Origin of the sequence: Eubacterium sp. 1001713B170207_170306_E7 (assembly GCF_015547515.1) — a bacterium.
In the GTDB taxonomy this organism is placed as follows: Bacteria; Bacillota; Clostridia; order Eubacteriales; family Eubacteriaceae; genus Eubacterium.
Window position 1 is genome coordinate 1 of record NZ_JADMVE010000001.1, and the last position, 17,298, is coordinate 17,298.

General features: G+C 48.2%; 16 protein-coding genes and 1 riboswitch. Of the genes, 11 read left to right on the forward strand and 5 right to left on the reverse strand.

Annotated elements, in window-relative coordinates:
- The first annotated feature begins 113 nt into the window (after positions 1–113).
- The 6 genes from I2B62_RS00005 (at position 114) to I2B62_RS00030 (ending at position 6,047) form a co-directional block, all read left to right on the forward strand.
- Positions 114–770, forward strand: a complete 657-nt coding sequence (locus I2B62_RS00005; RefSeq protein WP_195266939.1) for an HAD family hydrolase — start codon at positions 114–116, stop codon at positions 768–770.
- 108 nt (positions 771–878) lie between these two features.
- The gene (locus tag I2B62_RS00010; protein WP_195266940.1) at positions 879–2,456 is read left to right on the forward strand and encodes an FGGY family carbohydrate kinase; all 1,578 of its coding nucleotides are present in this window, start codon (positions 879–881) and stop codon (positions 2,454–2,456) included.
- Between the two features lie 20 nt (positions 2,457–2,476).
- Entirely contained in the window at positions 2,477–3,628 is a 1,152-nt protein-coding gene (locus I2B62_RS00015; protein WP_195266941.1) for an iron-containing alcohol dehydrogenase, read from the forward strand.
- Between the two features lie 24 nt (positions 3,629–3,652).
- Positions 3,653–4,345 (forward strand): deoxyribose-phosphate aldolase, encoded by a 693-nt coding sequence (gene deoC / locus I2B62_RS00020; RefSeq protein ID WP_195266942.1) that lies wholly within the window; start codon positions 3,653–3,655, stop codon positions 4,343–4,345.
- A gap of 199 nt (positions 4,346–4,544) precedes the next feature.
- Positions 4,545–5,282 carry a GntR family transcriptional regulator gene (locus tag I2B62_RS00025; protein ID WP_243259378.1) on the forward strand — a complete coding sequence of 246 codons (738 nt, stop codon included), beginning with the start codon at positions 4,545–4,547 and terminating at the stop codon, positions 5,280–5,282.
- 411 nt (positions 5,283–5,693) lie between these two features.
- Positions 5,694–6,047: a helix-turn-helix transcriptional regulator gene (locus I2B62_RS00030; protein WP_195266944.1), complete on the forward strand. Its 354-nt coding sequence runs from the start codon at positions 5,694–5,696 to the stop codon at positions 6,045–6,047.
- Here I2B62_RS00030 and I2B62_RS00035 read toward each other — a convergent pair.
- Complete coding sequence (locus tag I2B62_RS00035; protein ID WP_195266945.1) at positions 6,044–6,514, reverse strand: hypothetical protein; 471 nt, start codon at positions 6,512–6,514, stop codon at positions 6,044–6,046. The genes I2B62_RS00030 and I2B62_RS00035 overlap by 4 nt on opposite strands.
- A gap of 35 nt (positions 6,515–6,549) precedes the next feature.
- Complete coding sequence (locus tag I2B62_RS00040) at positions 6,550–8,046, reverse strand: DNA methylase (RefSeq protein WP_195266946.1); 1,497 nt, start codon at positions 8,044–8,046, stop codon at positions 6,550–6,552.
- A gap of 349 nt (positions 8,047–8,395) precedes the next feature.
- Between I2B62_RS00040 and I2B62_RS00045 the strand changes: the two genes are divergently transcribed.
- The 5 genes from I2B62_RS00045 to I2B62_RS00065 all read left to right on the forward strand — a co-directional run bounded on the left by I2B62_RS00045 (position 8,396) and on the right by I2B62_RS00065 (position 14,098).
- Positions 8,396–9,082 (forward strand): response regulator transcription factor, encoded by a 687-nt coding sequence (locus I2B62_RS00045; protein ID WP_195266947.1) that lies wholly within the window; start codon positions 8,396–8,398, stop codon positions 9,080–9,082.
- Positions 9,069–10,058, forward strand: coding sequence for a HAMP domain-containing sensor histidine kinase (locus I2B62_RS00050; protein ID WP_195266948.1), 990 nt, complete (start codon positions 9,069–9,071; stop codon positions 10,056–10,058). The genes I2B62_RS00045 and I2B62_RS00050 overlap by 14 nt, the downstream gene beginning before the upstream one ends.
- Positions 10,059–10,140: 82 nt before the next feature.
- Positions 10,141–10,824, forward strand: a complete 684-nt coding sequence (locus I2B62_RS00055; protein ID WP_195266949.1) for an ABC transporter ATP-binding protein — start codon at positions 10,141–10,143, stop codon at positions 10,822–10,824.
- Positions 10,821–13,382 carry an ABC transporter permease gene (locus I2B62_RS00060; protein WP_195266950.1) on the forward strand — a complete coding sequence of 854 codons (2,562 nt, stop codon included), beginning with the start codon at positions 10,821–10,823 and terminating at the stop codon, positions 13,380–13,382. The genes I2B62_RS00055 and I2B62_RS00060 overlap by 4 nt, the downstream gene beginning before the upstream one ends.
- 98 nt (positions 13,383–13,480) lie before the next feature.
- Positions 13,481–14,098, forward strand: coding sequence for a flavodoxin family protein (locus I2B62_RS00065; protein ID WP_195266951.1), 618 nt, complete (start codon positions 13,481–13,483; stop codon positions 14,096–14,098).
- Between the two features lie 121 nt (positions 14,099–14,219).
- Here the strand turns inward: I2B62_RS00065 and I2B62_RS00070 are convergent, their stop codons facing one another.
- From I2B62_RS00070 to I2B62_RS00080, 3 genes are read right to left on the reverse strand one after another with little or no spacing between them, the layout of a single operon-like run.
- A complete protein-coding gene (locus tag I2B62_RS00070; RefSeq protein ID WP_195266952.1) occupies positions 14,220–14,999 on the reverse strand; it encodes an ABC transporter ATP-binding protein in 780 nt (259 codons plus the stop codon).
- Complete coding sequence (locus tag I2B62_RS00075) at positions 14,996–16,027, reverse strand: iron ABC transporter permease (protein WP_195266953.1); 1,032 nt, start codon at positions 16,025–16,027, stop codon at positions 14,996–14,998. The genes I2B62_RS00070 and I2B62_RS00075 overlap by 4 nt, the downstream gene beginning before the upstream one ends.
- Positions 16,017–16,997: an ABC transporter substrate-binding protein gene (locus I2B62_RS00080; protein WP_195266954.1), complete on the reverse strand. Its 981-nt coding sequence runs from the start codon at positions 16,995–16,997 to the stop codon at positions 16,017–16,019. The genes I2B62_RS00075 and I2B62_RS00080 overlap by 11 nt, the downstream gene beginning before the upstream one ends.
- A 114-nt stretch (positions 16,998–17,111) precedes the next feature.
- A riboswitch (cobalamin riboswitch) is annotated at positions 17,112–17,290 on the reverse strand.
- Positions 17,291–17,298: the final 8 nt, after the last annotated feature.

Sequence of the window (17,298 nt, forward strand, 5' to 3'; positions counted from 1 at the left end):
ATCACAGCAGAGCCAGCCTATCTGGCGCGCTTCACCTCCTGCAATCAGGTCATCAGCTATCAGCGCCGGTTTATGAACGCGGCAAACGGCGCACAATAAAAACAGGTGTATCAATGGAAAAAAATTATGATTTGATTATTTTTGATATGGATGGAACGCTGGTTGATTCATCAGGGGATATTACTCAAACAGTCAATTACCTGGCTAATAAATACGGATTTCCCCAAAGAAGCAACGAATTTGTAAAAAGCAAGATTATTGGTGGAGCCAGAAACATTTTATTAGAATGTTTCGGCCATGAAAATAAGAATTTAATAGATCATGAGATTCTTGAACGTTTCAATCAGAATTATACAAATAATTGTCATGTGTTTTCAGAACTCTATCCAGGTATTTTTGAGTTAATTAAATACTATTATGAAAAGCATAAAGTTTTGGCGATAGCAACATATAAAACAAGAACCGCAACCGAAAAGATATTAAAAATATTTAAGATTGATCGTTATTTTGACATTGTTGTAACAGCAGACGATGTTGAAAAACCAAAGCCTAATCCTGAGTGTATCCGAAAAATTTTAAAAGCCAGTGCCATTGATAAAGAGAGAGCAATTTTGATTGGCGATGCAGAACTGGATTGTATAACAGCCCGGAATGCAGGCATTGATATATGTACAGTAACATACGGGTTTGAGGAAAAGGAAAAACTGGAAGGCATTGATTCAACCTATAAGGTTGAAAAAGCAGAGAAAATAAAGGACTTCGTTCTTTAAATAAAGGTCATTTAAAAATGATATAAAAAGAGGTGAGAAAAAGGAAAGATTTCTGAGGATTTTCGTTGGTAGAATTTTTAAGGAGTAAAATTAATTAAGGAGGCTATTATGGCTAAATATTTTGTTTCGATTGATATCGGTACAACAGGCACGAAGGCGGTTGTTTTTGATGAAAAAGGTGGCATGGTTGGAAGCGGAACATTTAATACACCAACGTATTTTCCGGCGCCGGGGCGTGTAGAACAAGATCCGAAAGAAGTGGTGGATTTATTATACAGCTCTACAAAAGCAGCGGTCATTGATTCTGGAGTGGACCCGAAAGACATAGCAGGTATTTCTTTTTCACACATGTGCTGTACCTTTGTACCTGTCGACAAAGATGGAAATTTCTTATATCGTATTATTTTATGGAATGATTTCCGGGGTGCAGAGATGTTCCCATATATGCGTGAATGTTTATCTAAACAGGGGATATCGGATTTAGAGGACTACAATTATACCGGCTATCCCTTTGGGCCATTGGCCACAACGCCCAAATTCTTATGGATCAAAAAACATTTACCGGAAGTATACGAAAAAACGTATAAATTCATAGGTATGGAAGCTTTAATGATCAGTTCCTTTACTGGAAATAAGAAAGACTATTATGATGATCTTCCAGGCATAATCTACACCAAAATTGCGGACGGCAACACATTTAAGTTGGATCCGGAAAGAGCAAAGCTTTATGATATTGATATAAACAAATATCCTGAACGTAAAGATCCAGGAGATTTTGTAGGGACTGTGAGCGCTGAAGTTGCGTCTTTAACGGGATTACTTGAAGGAACGCCGGTTTATGCAGGAGCTGGAGACCAGCGCTGTGCTGCCGTGGGCGCTGGAGTAGCAAAAGATGGCATGATATCAGGTGTTTTAGGAACAGCCGGTGTTATTCATGCCTATACATCGAAACCAGTACGTCACGCCGAAGGAAAGATTTCGATTATGGGACACGCAGGAACAGGCCACTGGCAAGTAGAGGGCAGCTCCAGTTCAGGAGCCAGTAGTTTTCGATGGTATAGAGACTTGTTTTCACAAACTGAAGTTGCTTATGCCGATTTGATGAAAAAAGACATCTATGAAGTGTTGACAGATCTTGCCCAAAAATCGCCTGTAGGATCAAATGGTGTTATTTATACACCGTGGCTGGCTGGTTGTGACTGTCCAAGATTTGATGAAAATGGGCGCGCAACTTTTACAGGCTTATCCTTTTCCCACACCAAGGCCGATGTGTGCAGATCGGTTATGGAAGGCGTCTGTTATGAAATGAGAAGCATGATCGATGACGCCGATAAAACACTCGGGTTTAAAACAAAAATTTTAAGATCTGTTGGCGGCGGTGCAAGAAGCCGGTTATGGAATCAAATTCAGGCAGATGTTTATAATAAAAGCATTGAAACGGTACGCTGTGAAGAGGCTACTGCATTGGGCGCTGGTATTTTTGCCGCGATTGGAGCCGGTGTTTATAAAGATGTACATGAAGCCATTGAAAACATGGTGCAGGTAGATTACCGTGTCGATCCAATTCCTGAAAATGTTAAGGTTTATGATGAATTATATAAAATATACGGAATGCTGTATGAAGACTTATCAAAACGTGTGTTCCCAGCGCTTAAGCAATACCAGGATGAACATTTTGGAAAATAAATATAACTAGGAGGTTACTAATGAATTTTTCATTTTACACAGCTTCAAAAATTGTACTGAAAAATGGCGCAATTGATGAAATTGAACAGCATATCGGACATCTGGGAAAAAACTTTCTTTTAGTTATTGACCCGGCATTTTATAAAACTCCGGTAATGGACAAAATTACAAAACAGATTGACGAACTTGGTGCAGGCTTTGCTGTTTTTTCAGATGTACAGGGTGAACCAACCGTTGAACTTGTCGATGAAGTCTATGATTTTGCAATGAAAAATGGTTGCGATGCAGTAGTTTCTCTTGGCGGTGGCAGTAACATTGATGTTGGCAAGGCAGTTGCAGCACTTATCACAAATGGAGCACCCGTTATTGACTATCTGGAAGTCGTTGGGAAAGGCAAAAAGGTTGTAAATGAACCCGCACCCTTTATTGCCATTCCAACAACAGCTGGGACAGGCAGTGAAGTTACTAAAAATGCAGTAGTTGGTTCAAAAACAGCTGGTTTTAAAAGATCCATGCGTGATGACAAAATGGTGGCAACTGTAGCCATTGTCGATCCGGTATTAACCATTGGCTGTCCTGCAAAAGTAACAGCTTCTTCAGGGATTGATGCCATGACACATTTAATCGAAGCATATATAACCTTTAGGGCAACACCTGTAAGCGATGCGCTGGCAATTAAAGGGATAGAATTAGCAGGAAAATACCTTCAGAGAGCTTATGAAAACGGTGAGGATTTAGAAGCCAGAGAAGGAATGGCAGCAGCGTCTTTAATTGGAGGCATGGCCTTTGCAAATTCTGGTTTAGGAGCAGCGCATGGTGTTGGTATGGCCATGGGAATCAGGTACCATCTCAGTCATGGTGAGGCCTGTGGTATTGCATTGCCTCATGTTGTCAAGTTAAACGCAGACGTTGCAGGAGAAAAACTGGATAAAGTGGGGGAAGCGCTTACAGGAAAACGCTTTGCAGAAGAAGGCGAAGGGACACAGGCGGCTATTAAATTCTTGTTTGATTTAAATAAAGCGATTGGTGTCCAGCCAGACTATAAGTTTTTGAAAGTTCCCAAAGAAGACATTCCAGAGATTGCCAAAGGCAGTTTAGGTACAAGCATGACAAGCAATCCCAAGGAAATGGATGTTGATTCATTAATCGATTTCTTACAGGATATCCTGTAAAATATAAATTTTAAGGAGAAAATTATGTTAACAGTAGAACAATTCGCAAAACATTTTGATTTAGCTTATTTAGCGCCGGATGCTCAGGAAGCAGACATCATTGATGCATGCAGGACCGCGGCAGAGTACAAAGTAAACTCGGTAAATGTTAATTCTACATGGATTGAATTAGTCAAAAAGGAACTGGCTGGAAGTGGCGTTGGCCCAAGTGCCGTCATTGGCTTCCCCTATGGTGCATGTGCGACAAAAGTAAAATTGTTTGAATTGGAAGAAATGGTTAAGGCTGGCTGTACGGCTTGTGATATGGTTGTTAATATCGGAGCGCTTAAAGATAAAAACTATGCTTTGGTTACCGATGAGATCAAACATTTTGTGGAAATTTGCGGCAAAGATTGCGATACAAAATTGATTTTTGAAGTCGGATTTTTATCAGATGAAGATATTGCTGCATTGACAAAGATTTGTTGTGAGCAGGGAGTTACCTATGTAAAGACAGCTACAGGGTCGCAGGCTTTTCCGGATATTAAACATGTAAAAATAATGAAAGAAAACTTATCAGGAGATACTAAGATCAAAGTATCAGGTGTTCCAAGAACTTTTGCATTGCCTGCCGCAATGTATTTGTTTGAACATATGGGGGTAAGTTTAGTAGGAACTAGAAGCGCAGGTAAATTAGTACAGCAGTATGCTGAATTTTTAGAGGAATGTAAAAAATAACATTTAGATATTATTTTAATAGGGCATTTAGATTTCCTGGCGATTTTAATATCATATGGAAAGCTGAATGCCCTTAATATTAATGAAGAACAACAAGCATGAAGTTTTTTTGTATCGATAAAATCAAATATATTAGACAAAAGAGCAAAAACAGAAGCATCTTATGGTATGATATAGACACATATCTTCCGGAGGATTAATGATGAACAGTATTGAAAGAAATAATCCAAAGCCACTTTACATTCAGCTAGAGGAACTGATTCGTAATAATATTGATAATGGTATTTGGAAACCACAGGCAGCCATCCCTTCTGAAAGCGAGTTAAGCAAAGAGTTCGGTTTAAGCCGTATGACCATACGAACCGCTTGTCAAAATTTGGTTCAGGAGGGCGTGCTTTATCGAGTTTTGGGAAAGGGAACTTTTGTATCAGAGCCCAAAATTATGACAGAATCCTTAGCTTACATGGGCTTTCGGGAGCAACTCGAACGCATGGGCTACGAAACAACGACGAAACTATTGGATTCTGCGATTATTCAGGCTTCCGCCAGTGTTTCAAGAAAACTACGCGTGCCAGAGGCGGCACCGGTTAAGCTGATTGAGCGTATGCGTTATCTTAAAGGTAAGCCCATTAGCCTGCATTACTCTTATATTCCGGTACAATTATGTGAGGGAATTGAAAGGCATGATCTGGTGGATGAGCAGCTTTGCGTAATTCTTGAGAAAGAATACCAGCTTTTGCCAACACGCATACAGGAGACCCTGGAATTTGTCAGAGCGTCTAAGAAAGAATCCCAGCTTTTTCGTGTAGAAGAAAGCTATCCACTGCTGATTCTTGAAGATATACTTTTCGCACAAAACGATATACCATACGAATATTCAAAGGTAGTTTTCCGGGGCGATAAAATCAAATTAAAGTACGAATTTCAGCATTTATAATGGATAAAATACAGAAGAATGATCCGAATTATGTAGTGAGAGGCAAGTTGTAAATTAATGTATCCTGACTTTATAAAATAGGAAACGTTAAAAGTAAAGGATGATATGAATTTGATTGTAGTTTAGCAGCCTTAAAAAACAACTATCGTATAATGATTAAAAGCCTGCAGTAAAAGTCGGCTTTTATTTTTATTTAGATAAAGAACGGTTGTTTTTATATTAAAATAAATACTTGCTATAATATGCAGTTTTCCTTGAAGCTGTCATAGAGATGATTTTCCACTGGCTCTTTAAACGCAAAACGGATCGTGTTATAATTGACAGTAAATACAAAAGTATCCGAAAAGAATTTCAGTGGAATATTGGTACAGGGCGTCAAAAGCCTGTGTATCTAAGCGTCAGGAGCGAATCATGAGTGAAATAATAGGGGACCGTATCAAAATTGCATTGAGTTTAAACCAGATGCGCCAGGCCACGCTCTGCAAAGCGTGCGGCATAAGCTTTTCTGCGATGTGCCAGTATGCGGCCGGCGCGGTTACTCCAAATCCGGAAAGGATCAAAAAGATGGCGGAGGTTTTGAAAGTCAGAGAAGGCTGGCTGGCCGGACACGATGTCGAAATGTCAGACGGAGACCCGGCGACAGCCATCATTTCTCAGGAAGAAGTCGATTTGATTAAGCTTTACAGAAAATTAAACGCTTCTGGTAAGGCTGAGGCCATGATAAGAATGGATGAGTTAGGCCTGCTTAAAAGATACACCGATTAATCACAGGGATCGCAAAAGCTGTGGTCCGCCGGTTCAAATACGCCATCCGGGGCCTCCCGGATATCCACAATATCATCCATAAAAAGCGATTTCCCGGATATCTGGAGCGTCCGGGCTTCCGCTTTGATTTTTTCGGCCCTGCCGGTGATCTCCATGTAGGAACCAAGGGGCGTTTCAGGGGCCTCCGGCTTTATTTTGGGCACAAAATATCTGACGGTGACAGCAGTTTCCAGCCCGTCCTTCAGCCGCTTAGCCAGAATATGGAGCTTGCGGTCAAGAATCGTTTTGGCGTCGTCCGTCAATTCGATTCTTTTTTCGTATTTTACCTGTTTTAGCCGGAGGGCTTCCTCGTAGCCCTTCAGTGCGGCAAAAGGGCAGAACTGCTTTGCCCGGTCCGCGTTGGCCATGTGCGTGCGCCGGCCGGAAACGGGCCGTGTCCGGTTCATGATATCATCGTAATTGCCCATGAGGCAAAACCTCCTTTTAACGCGGGCGGCGTCCTTTACGCCTTATGGCCGCCGATTTGGTTATTGCGCTCCAGGGTGGTCGCGCCGTCCTGCAGGTTCATGCCTTTAAAGACTGCGTTGCTTCCGTATTTGCGCTTTATTTTAAGCAGCGCCTGCTGCATTTTCTGCTCTTGTTCTTCCAGTTTCTTTTCCCGGGTATCTTCTTCAAACAGGCTGAGCTGCCGGCAGGTTACTTTAGGATCCGCGGCTGACGCGACGTCGTTAAAAGTCACAGAGACTCTCCGCAGCATAAGTCCTTTGTCGATGATCCGGTCATAGAGCGTCATGGCGGCGTGGGTGATTTTCTTCGCCGAGCTGCTGTAAACCGGCTGGCCGCCTGCATCTGTTAATTTTTCCGTGCCGTGGGCCGGTTTCGGCACGGCCCGGCCAAAGTGGTCAATATGAACGCCGCCGTCGTAGCGGCTGTCCTTGAGACCTTCCCTGTCATATCCGATATGCAGGGTCACACTGGCCGTGGCCAGGCCCTTTTCAACCAGGTCATAGGCCATCAGCTCCACCATTTCCTGGACGATCAGCCTTCCCTGGGCGCTGTCATAAGCGCGCGGGAGCACCTGGCCGGAGGAAAGGGAGTGGGTGCTGGGTTGATAGCTTTTGATGTCGGCCATGGTGCAGGGCTCAATCCCCCAGGCGTGGTCGATGAGCAATTCCGCGTCAATGCCGAACTCATTGTAAAGCAGCGTTTCACCATTTTGGTTTGCGCGGCCGCCCTGCAGGCTCATCCGGGCCACGTCGCCCATGGTGGTCATCCCGTTTTTTTCAAGCCTTTTGGCGATTCCCCGGCCAACGCGCCAGAAATCAGTGAGGGGCCGGTGATCCCAGAGAAGCTGCCGGTACCGCATTTCATCCAGCTCGGCAATCCGTGCGCCGTCCGCGTCTGCCTTTACATGCTTGGCCACAATATCCATGGCAACCTTGGCCAGGTAAAGGTTGGTTCCGATGCCGGCAGTGGCCGTAATCCCAGTGGCCTTGAAAACGTCATGGATGATCTGTTTTGCCAGCTGCCGCGCCGTCACCGGCTGTCCGTCCGCATGGCGGCTGAGCGAAAGATAGTGGGTCACATCCATAAAGACTTCATCAATGCTGTACACATGGATATCCTCTGCCGACACATATTTAAGATAGGTCTCATAGATTCGGGCGCTGTAGTCAATGTAAAGCTGCATTCTCGGGGAGGCGGCAATATAGCGGACCCTTTCGCCGGTCTGCCGCCTGACGGCTTTCAGCTTCTGCTCAACCTCAAAAAGCCTGGGGCGGCCGGGAATACCGTAGGCTTTCAGGGCGGGAGAGACGGCCAGGCAGATTGTTTTCTGGGTGCGGGTGACATCGGCGACCACAAGATTGGCTGTCATGGGGTCAAGCTTGCGCTCAACACACTCCACCGAAGCGTAAAAGGACTTGAGATCAATGCAGAGATAAACGTGGCCGGACTTTACCGGACGGCTTGGCGGGATTGATTTTTCTGAAGCATTCATTATCGCGGACCTCTCTTACAATATCTGTTCAAAGATTCAGGTGTTTAATCCAATACTAAAAGAGAACTTTTGTTTATCGCTAAAACAAACATAAGTTTTATTTTAATCTTATATTATAATGATACCCGCAAAATGTCAAGGGATAAGTTTAAAATAGCGTTTATACTTATTAAAAGATAAAAACATAAAAGAATATAAGAATAAATGTTCTGCGCTTGCGGCAATCATTTTTTCGCGGCCAGGCCGGGAGACAGCCTGAGCCGCCTTGCATGTTTTGCGCAAAAGAAATACAATAGGGCTACAGAGCAAAGCTTTATGAAGCATATTACAGCAAGGATGGTGAACACAGATGAAACGAATATTTTTGGTTGAGGACGATAAGGCCATTGCGAAAAACCTGATGCTTTTACTCCAGTCCGAGGGGTTCAGCGTCACCCACGCCTCCACGCGGCGCCAGGCCTCGGCTGTGCTTGACGAAAGTAAATTTGACCTGGCCTTGATTGATATTTCGCTGCCAGACGGCAATGGTTTTACGGTTTGCACCGAAATCAAAGAAAAAGAGGATATACCCGTGATCTTTCTGACCGCCTCCGGCGACGAGGCGAGCGTTGTTACCGGGCTGAACATGGGTGCGGACGACTATATCACAAAGCCCTTCCGCCCGCGGGAGCTGATCGCGCGGATCGGGACAGCGCTGCGAAAAAGCGGACGCCCGGCGCCGGCCTTTGAGGTGGAAGGCCTTCAGGTCGATACGGCGGCCGGGCTGGTCCGAAAAGACGGCGCCGAGGTTTTTCTGTCAGCCTTGGAGTACCGCCTGCTGTTAATGTTTGTAAACAATCCTAAAAGCATTATCACCAGGGACCGGCTGCTGGATGAGCTGTGGGACGCGGCCGGGGAGTTTGTCAATGACAATACGCTGACCGTGTACATCAAACGCCTGCGGGAAAAGATCGAGGATGACCCCGCGAAGCCGAAAATCATTCTGACGGTCCGCGGCACAGGCTATCGGCTGGGAGGCGGCCATGCTTCGGAATAAAGCGTTTAAGCGGTTCGCCATGCTGTTTTTGGCGATGGCTGTCATTTTTACGGCGCTGGGCTTTTGGATCAGCAGGGCGGCGGGAATCCTGTCCCTTGTGTCCGCGGCGGCCTTTGGCGCCGCCTTCTTCATACATACCAGGGCCCGGTACAAAAGTATCGCGGCGATTTCCGACCAGATTGATCTGGTGCTTCATAATTACGACCGGCTGGACATAGAGGAGCTGGAAGAGGGCGAGCTCTCCATTTTGTACAGCGAGGTAAAAAAAATGACGCTGCGCATTCGTGAGCAAAACGAAGCGCTGAAAAAAGAAAAGACGCATCTGGCCGATTCGTTGGCCGACATTGCCCATCAGCTGCGCACACCGCTCACCTCTATGAACCTTCTACTGTCCCTGATGGCAAACAGCTCCGATGAAGATGAACGGAAAGCCTTTGTGCGTGAAACCGAGGAACTGCTTATGCGCATGGACTGGCTGCTGACGTCCCTTTTAAAATTATCCCGCCTGGATGCGGGCGTTGTGGTATTCCAGAGCCAGCCGGTTGATGTCCAGAGCCTGGTGCGCGGCGCACTTCGCCCGCTCCAGATCCCAATGGAGCTGCGCGGCGTGGAAGTAGAGACAGCGGCGCCGAAGGGGGCGGAAATCTGTGGGGACGCCGGATGGCTTTCGGAGGCCCTTCAAAATATTCTTAAAAATTGTATGGAAAGCGCGGGTCAAAACGGGAAGATTGAGATTACCGTCAAAGACAATGCGCTGTTTACCGAGATCGCCGTCCATGACAGCGGACCGGGCTTTAAGAAAGCGGAAATACCGCGCCTGTTTGACCGCTTTTACCGGGGGAAAAGCACAAGCGCGTCGGGCTATGGAATCGGGCTGGCCCTCTGCAAGATGATTGTAACAGGGCAGGGCGGAACCATTACCGCCAAAAACCACCCGCAGGGCGGGGCGGTCTTTACCCTGCGTTTCCCAAAGTGACGGATCTCTCACCTGAAAGTCACCGGAATGTTAGCGGAAAGCTTTATTATATGGGTATACCAGAGGAAAGGAGGCTCACATAATGGAGCTATTAAGAATTGAAAATCTATGCAAGGTCTACGGTAAAGAGGAAAATCAGGTTACGGCCCTTGACCATGTTTCACTTACAATCGAAAAGGGGGATTTTACCGCGATCATCGGCTCATCCGGGTCGGGCAAATCCACTTTGCTCCACATGATCGGCGGCGTGGACGTGCCCACTGGCGGAAAGGTGTTTCTGGACGGACAGGATGTCTATGCCCAGAGCAATGACAAGCTGGCCATATTCCGCAGGCGGCAGGTAGGGCTGATCTATCAGTTCCATAACCTTATCCCCACACTGAATGTGGTGGAAAATATTACCCTGCCGGTTTTAATGGACCGCCGGAAGGTGAACCAGAAAAGGCTGAACAACCTGTTGGAGCTGCTTGGCCTGAAGGACCGCCAGACGCATCTGCCCAACCAGCTTTCAGGCGGACAGCAGCAGCGTGTTTCCATCGGGCGCGCCCTGATGAACGCGCCCGCGGTCATGCTGGCCGACGAACCCACAGGCAGTCTGGACAGCCGGAACGGCCATGAAATTGTCAATTTGTTGAAATTGAGCAATAAAAAATATGGACAGACCCTTATTCTTGTCACCCATGACGAAAATATCGCCCTGCAGGCCGACCGTATTATCGGCATTTCCGACGGCAAGGTCGTGCGTGACGAAAGGGTACGGCCATGAATATTTTTAACAAAGTCACCCTGCAAAGCCTGAAGAAGAGCCGCACACGGACGATTGTTACGATTATCGGCGTGGTTTTGTCCACAGCCATGATCACCGCGGTCGCCACCTTTGCCGTCTCGCTGCAACATTATCTGATCAACAGCTCGATGATGAAGTATGGCAGCTGGGATGTCGAGTTTTTGGATGTGGATTCGGCCTTTGTGCAGGAACGAAGCCATGACAGCAACGCCAAAAACACAACCGTGCTTGAAAATATCGGCTACGCGGCCCTTGACGGCGGAAAAAATCCGGATAAGCCCTATCTTTTCATCACAGGCTTTAACGAAAAAGCCTTTCAGGATTTACCCATAAACCTGCTGACCGGCAGGCTTCCGCAGAATAGTGGAGAGATTCTGATCCCCTCGCACCTTTTTGCAAACGGCGGTGTGAATTACGCCGTGGGGGACACGCTGTCCCTTGCGGTGGGGGACCGCGTGGGCCCCGACGGGCCGCTTACGCAGCACAGCCCTTACAGTGCGGAAAACGGGGCGGGGACGGAAGAAGCATTTGTCCCCAAAACCGAAAAAACCTACACGGTTGTTGGCAGCTATGAGAGGCCCGGTTTTGAGGAAGCCTCCGCCCCGGGCTATACGCTGATCACCGCAGCGGATCCTGTCGAACAGGCGGACAGCTTTAACCTTTTTGTCACGCTGGCCAACCCGCGGTCGGTTCACACCTACGCGAAGGAAGCGGCTGGAGGCTACAACACGGTTTTTAACGATAATGTGCTGCGGTTTATGGGTCTTTCGGACGATACCCTGTTCAATACCCTTTTGTACTCAGTGGGCAGTATTCTGGTCGCCTTGATCATGCTGGGCTCCATTTTCCTGATCTACAATGCCTTCAATATTTCGCTCAACGAGCGCACGCGCCAGTTTGGAATCCTTTCATCGGTGGGGGCCACCGCAAAGCAGCTGCGCAATTCCGTGCTGTTTGAAGGGCTCTGTATCGGCGCTGTGGGCATCCCCATCGGCCTTGCTGCCGGCATTGGCAGCATCACGCTGGTCATCGCCCTTATCGCGGGAAATTTCAAGAATATTCTTTCAACCGATGTGCCCCTGACCCTGACAGTATCCGTCCCCGCGCTGGTAATTTCTGCGGTGGTCAGCATGATTACCATTTTAATTTCGGCGTACATCCCAGCGCGAAAGGCGGCGCGCCGGCCAGTGCTGGAAAGTATCCGCCAGACAAACGAGGTCAGAATCGAGTCTAAGGCCGTTAAAACATCCGCGCTGGTGCAGCGCGTTTATGGCCTGGAAGGAACACTGGCGCTGAAGAACTTTAAGCGAAATAAAAAACGGTACCGCAGCATTGTGCTGTCCCTTACCCTGAGCGTTGTGCTGTTTGTGTCGGCCAATGCTTTTGGAACCGACCTGAAGCAGGCGGCACAGCAGTCCGTCGTGGATTCGGACTATGACATCTGCTTTACAGTGCAGGACATGGACGAGGGCGATTTTTTCCGGCTTTATGACAAATTGAAAGCCGTAAACGGCGTGTATGAAAGCTCCTACCAGGCGGTTGCAACCTATTCGTGCGCGGCCAGGGCCGGGGACCTTTCACAGGGGTACCGCGAATCTGCAGGCCTGTCATCCCCCGAAGAAACCGTGAACCTGCCAATGGACATCCAGTTTATCGAGGACAAGGTGTATCTGGATTTCATCAATGGGCTGGGATTGCCCGCAGAGCAGTATACAGGGCCGGACGCCAAAATGACCGCTGTTGCCAAGGCAAAGGGGGAAAGCGGCCTGTACAATATGTTTGACAGTACCTCCATGAATTTTACCATCACCCCCGGGGCAGATGGCGCAGAACCGGCAGAGATGGGCAAAGACATCCGTGTAACCCTTGTCGATACCATACCGGTTGACGGAATTCCGAGACCGTCCTCCACGGTGAGCACCGCCACCTTTATGGTGGTAGCCCCCTATCAGCTGAAAAGTTATTTTGAACAGGGCAGCGACGCCGAAATGGGCCTGACCTTCCGGTCGGAGAACCCGGCCCAATCGACAGCTGAGATGAAGACCATTCTTCAGGGCGAGGCCATCGCCTCCAATTACAGCCTGTACAATGTCCGTGAGATGTTTGAGCAAAACCGCAATATTGTATTTGTTGTGGATGTGTTCACCTATGTTTTCGTCATTATGATTTCCCTGATCGCGACAGCCAATGTGTTTAACACGATTTCCACGAATATCAAGCTGCGCAGGCGTGAGTTCGCCATGCTGCGCTCCGTGGGAATGTCCGACCGTGATTTTAACCGGATGATGAATTTTGAATGTGCCTTTTTCGGCATGAGAACCCTGATGATCGGGGTGCCGGCCGCGGCGCTGCTGTCATGGCTTATTTATAAGGCCATGGGTATGGGCGGCGCGGAGATCCCCTTTGCGTTCCCCTGGGCCAGCCTTCTGATCAGCGTGGTCGGCGTGTTTCTTCTGGTGTTCGTCACAATGCTTTATGCCACCCGCAGGATAAAAAAGGAAAACATCATCGACGCCCTTCGGGACGATATGACCTGATCCCTGAAATTTTTAAAATCTGTTTGCCCCAAAGCCCGCGTTGCACTATACTTAAAGCAGGGACAAAAGGGTTCCGAAAAAACAAGGAGGCTAGTGAGATGAATGTGTTATTGCTGAACGGCAGTCCCCATGCGAGCGGGGCAGGTTACACCGCCCTAAAGGAGATGACCGGCGTATTTGAAAAAAACGGGATTGAAACTGAGCTGGTGCATGTGGGGCACAAAGCGGTCAGAGGCTGTATTGCCTGTAATTACTGCAAAGAGCATGGTAAATGCACCTTTGACGATTTGGTCAATGAAACCGCCCCGAAATTTGAAAAAGCGGATGGTCTGGTGGTATCCAGCCCGGTCTATTACGCATCGGCCAACGCGACCATGGTTGCGTTTCTGGACCGGCTCTTTTACAGCACGGCCTTTGATAAAACCATGAAGGTTGGGGCCAGTGTGGTCACAGCCAGACGGGGCGGCCTGTCCGCCACCTTTGACGAACTGAACAAGTATTTTACCATCAGCGGCATGCCAGTGGCGTCCGGCCAGTATTGGAACAGCCTGCACGGGCGAAACGCGGATGAAGCAGCCGGCGATCTTGAGGGCCTGCAGATCATGAGAACCCTGGCTGAAAATATGGCATTTCTTATCAAAAGCATCGCCCTGGGCAAAGAGCAGTACGGCATTCCTAAAAGAGAAGAAACCGTATATACCAACTTTATCCGTTAATGGGGAAAATGGCAAAAATAAAAAGAGCTGCCAAAGCGCCGGCGTTTCGAGAGGAACGGCTGGCGCTTTAAGGCAGCTTTTTTGGTTTAATGGCGGATTATATGGGTTTGGGCGTGAAGTCTCAGCGCTTTTCTTTAATCAGAAAATCAAGGGCGCCGTTGACGGGATTCTCATAGGTTTGGATCTCAACCTCAAAGGCTTCGCGGATCAGCTCTGGCCGTATAACCTCGGCGCAGCTTCCCGAGGCCAGCACCCGCCCCTGGTGGAGCAGTACCAGCCGTGTACAGTATTTAAGGGCAATGCGCAGGTCGTGGACGGAGCAGACGACCAGTTTACCGCTTTGACTCAGCTCCTTTAACAGGCCAAACGTTTCTTCCTGATATTTGATGTCCAGGCTGGAGATGGGCTCATCCAACAGAAGGATACCGGTTTCCTGGGCTAAGAGCTTTGCCAGCAGTACACGCTGCCGTTCGCCGCCCGAAACCGCGTTGATTTTTTGCAGGCTGAGATGGCCGATCCCGATTTTTTCGAGGTATTGGTCCGCGGCCGCAGCGTCCTTCTCGGGTGTTGTCAGCGCTGTTTTGCTGTAAGGATAACGGCCCATCAATACCACGTCGCGGCAGCTGAATGGAAAGGTAATGCTTGTTTCCTGATTCATCAGGGAAATCTCACGGGCAAGGGCCTTGCTCTCAAAGGTCTGCAGCGGCTGCCCGTTTATAAGCACCTGGCCTGTAAAGGCGTTGATGCCGTTAAGGCACTTGAGAAAGGTGCTTTTTCCAGAACCGTTAGGGCCGATAAGCCCTATGAATTCGCCGCCGGAAAAGTCCAGATGAATATCGTGAAGAATTTGGCGCTGTCCGATGCTGAAACAGAGATTTTGAGCAGATAATGACAGATTCACAGTGCAATCCCGTCCTTTCGGCTTTTATTAAGCAAATACAGAAAATACGGAGCGCCCAGTATGGACGTAACAACGCCGACGCTGATCTCAGAGGGCGCGAAGATGAGCCGGGCCACCAAATCACTGAGCAACAGGAAGATGGCGCCGGCAAAGGCGCTGACCGGCAGCAGCAGCCGGTTGTCCGCCCCCACCAGCAGACGCATCATGTGGGGAACAATAAGCCCCACAAAGCTGATGCTTCCGCTGACAGAAACAGCCATGGCGGTGGTGAGAGCGGATAAAAACAGGATAACCTTCCGGCTTTTTCCCGGGTTCAGCCCCACAGAATGGGCTTCTTCATCGCCGAGCAGCAGGATGTTCAGATCCGAAGCCCTCAGGCATAAAAGAAGCATGCCGAGAAGAATGGGAACAACAATTAAAAAGACATGCTCCCAGCGCCTGTCCGCCAGGCTGCCCACCGACCAGAACATATAATCCTTCATCTGATCATCGTTCAGCCCTGTCAGAATAAAGGCGATCATTCCACGGATAAAGGTGCTGACCGCCATCCCCGATAAAATCATGGTCAGCATGGACACGCTGCGCTCCCGGCAGGAGAGCCGATAGATTACATAAGCGATTAAAAGGGCCCCGATGGATGCGAAAACGGGTGTAAAGTAAAGGCTGACAGAGCTGAGTCCCAAAGCGATGACAACAATGGCTCCAAAGCTCGCGCCGCTGGAGATTCCGATAACGCCGGGATCGGCCATGGGATTGCGAAACAGGCTCTGAATGGCGGTTCCAGAGATGGCCAGCGCCGCCCCCACAAGGATTGCGGTGATAACCCGGGGCAGGCGGACGCTGAAAATAATGCTTTCGTAGCTTTTATCCACTTCAAAAAAGGTATGATGCGTAATGCCGTTGATCAGGATTCGGACGGATTCTCCGATGGGAACCCGGACAGCGCCCAGGGCGACAGAGAGGATAAAAGCAGCGGCAAGGGCGAGGGTGAGAAGTGCGTAAAGGGCCTTTTTGTTTTTAGAAAACATCAGGATATACAGAGGCTCCCATGAACTCAATACCCTCGATGATATGGTGTGAGACAGAGGTCATATAGCGGTTGGAAGCCGTGTACACCCGGTCGTTCTTAATGGCATCCACATTTTTCAGGCTTTCATCGGTTTTCAGGGAATCGGCAAAGGCCTGGAACTCCTGAAGGTCATCCTGTTCCCAGGCCATAAGGATCAGCACCTGCGGGTTCATTTCAATGATTTTTTCCTTTGAAATCTTGGCGACGCCGTCCAGTCCAGCCTCAGCCGAGACATTGACAGCACCGATTTTCTGGACAATGTCATTGAAAATGGTGTTGTTGGCGTTGGTGCTGCCGTGCATATTGTAGGCCATGACCTTTACATCCTTATCCTTTGAGGTCTCAGTCTTGCGGATAACGGCTTCCATGCGTTTGTTCATGTCATCCACAATGGCCTGTCCCTTATCGCTTTCGCCAAGAACCTTGGAGAGATCCAGGATGATCTGTTCCTGTTCTTCGACAGTAACAGGTGTTTTGTAGCCATAATAAGGAATGTTATTATCGGTGAGCTGCTGTAAAAATTCATCCTTAATCCAGCTTGAGCCGATGACCAAATCGGGCTTTGCGGCCAAGAGCGTTTCGATATTGTTTTCGATCTTTGGGAATTTAGAGGCCTTATCAGCAACGTTGGAGACGGCTTCATTGTCCGCGTTCTTGCCGGAAAGTCCGACAACCCGGTTTTCATCGGCCATTTCCAGGAGCATTTCGTCCATGCCCAGAGTCAGGGAAGCGATGCGCTCAGGCTTTTGGCTGACTGTCAGCTCAGTGCCGTCATAATTTGTTACGGTTACCGGGAAACCGGCACTGCTGCCGATGTCTGTCCCTGTGGCGCTGTCCGTGTTGTTCTGGGCACAGCCGCCAAGCAGGGAGGCTGTTACGACCAGGGAAAGCGCTACGCCAAGAATGCTGTTTTTTAGTGTTTTTTTCATCTTTCTTTCTCCTTTATAAAATGATGGAATAGTATTAAAAAAGAACCGGTCAGCATTTGCTGACCGGTTCCCATTTAACCAGTGATCAACGGTACTGTTTTTACGCGATACCCCAGGCAAAACAGTTTTCAAGGCAGGTCTCCTGACTTACAGATCCTCCGCGGCCCGCCTTCCCGAATATTTTCAGTGGCCTGATGGGCGTTGTCTCTGATTACAGTGATGGGTTCGTACCGGAATTTCACCGGTTTCCCTATTCTCTTATGTGCATAAGCACCTTGAAATTGAATATTTAATTAATTAT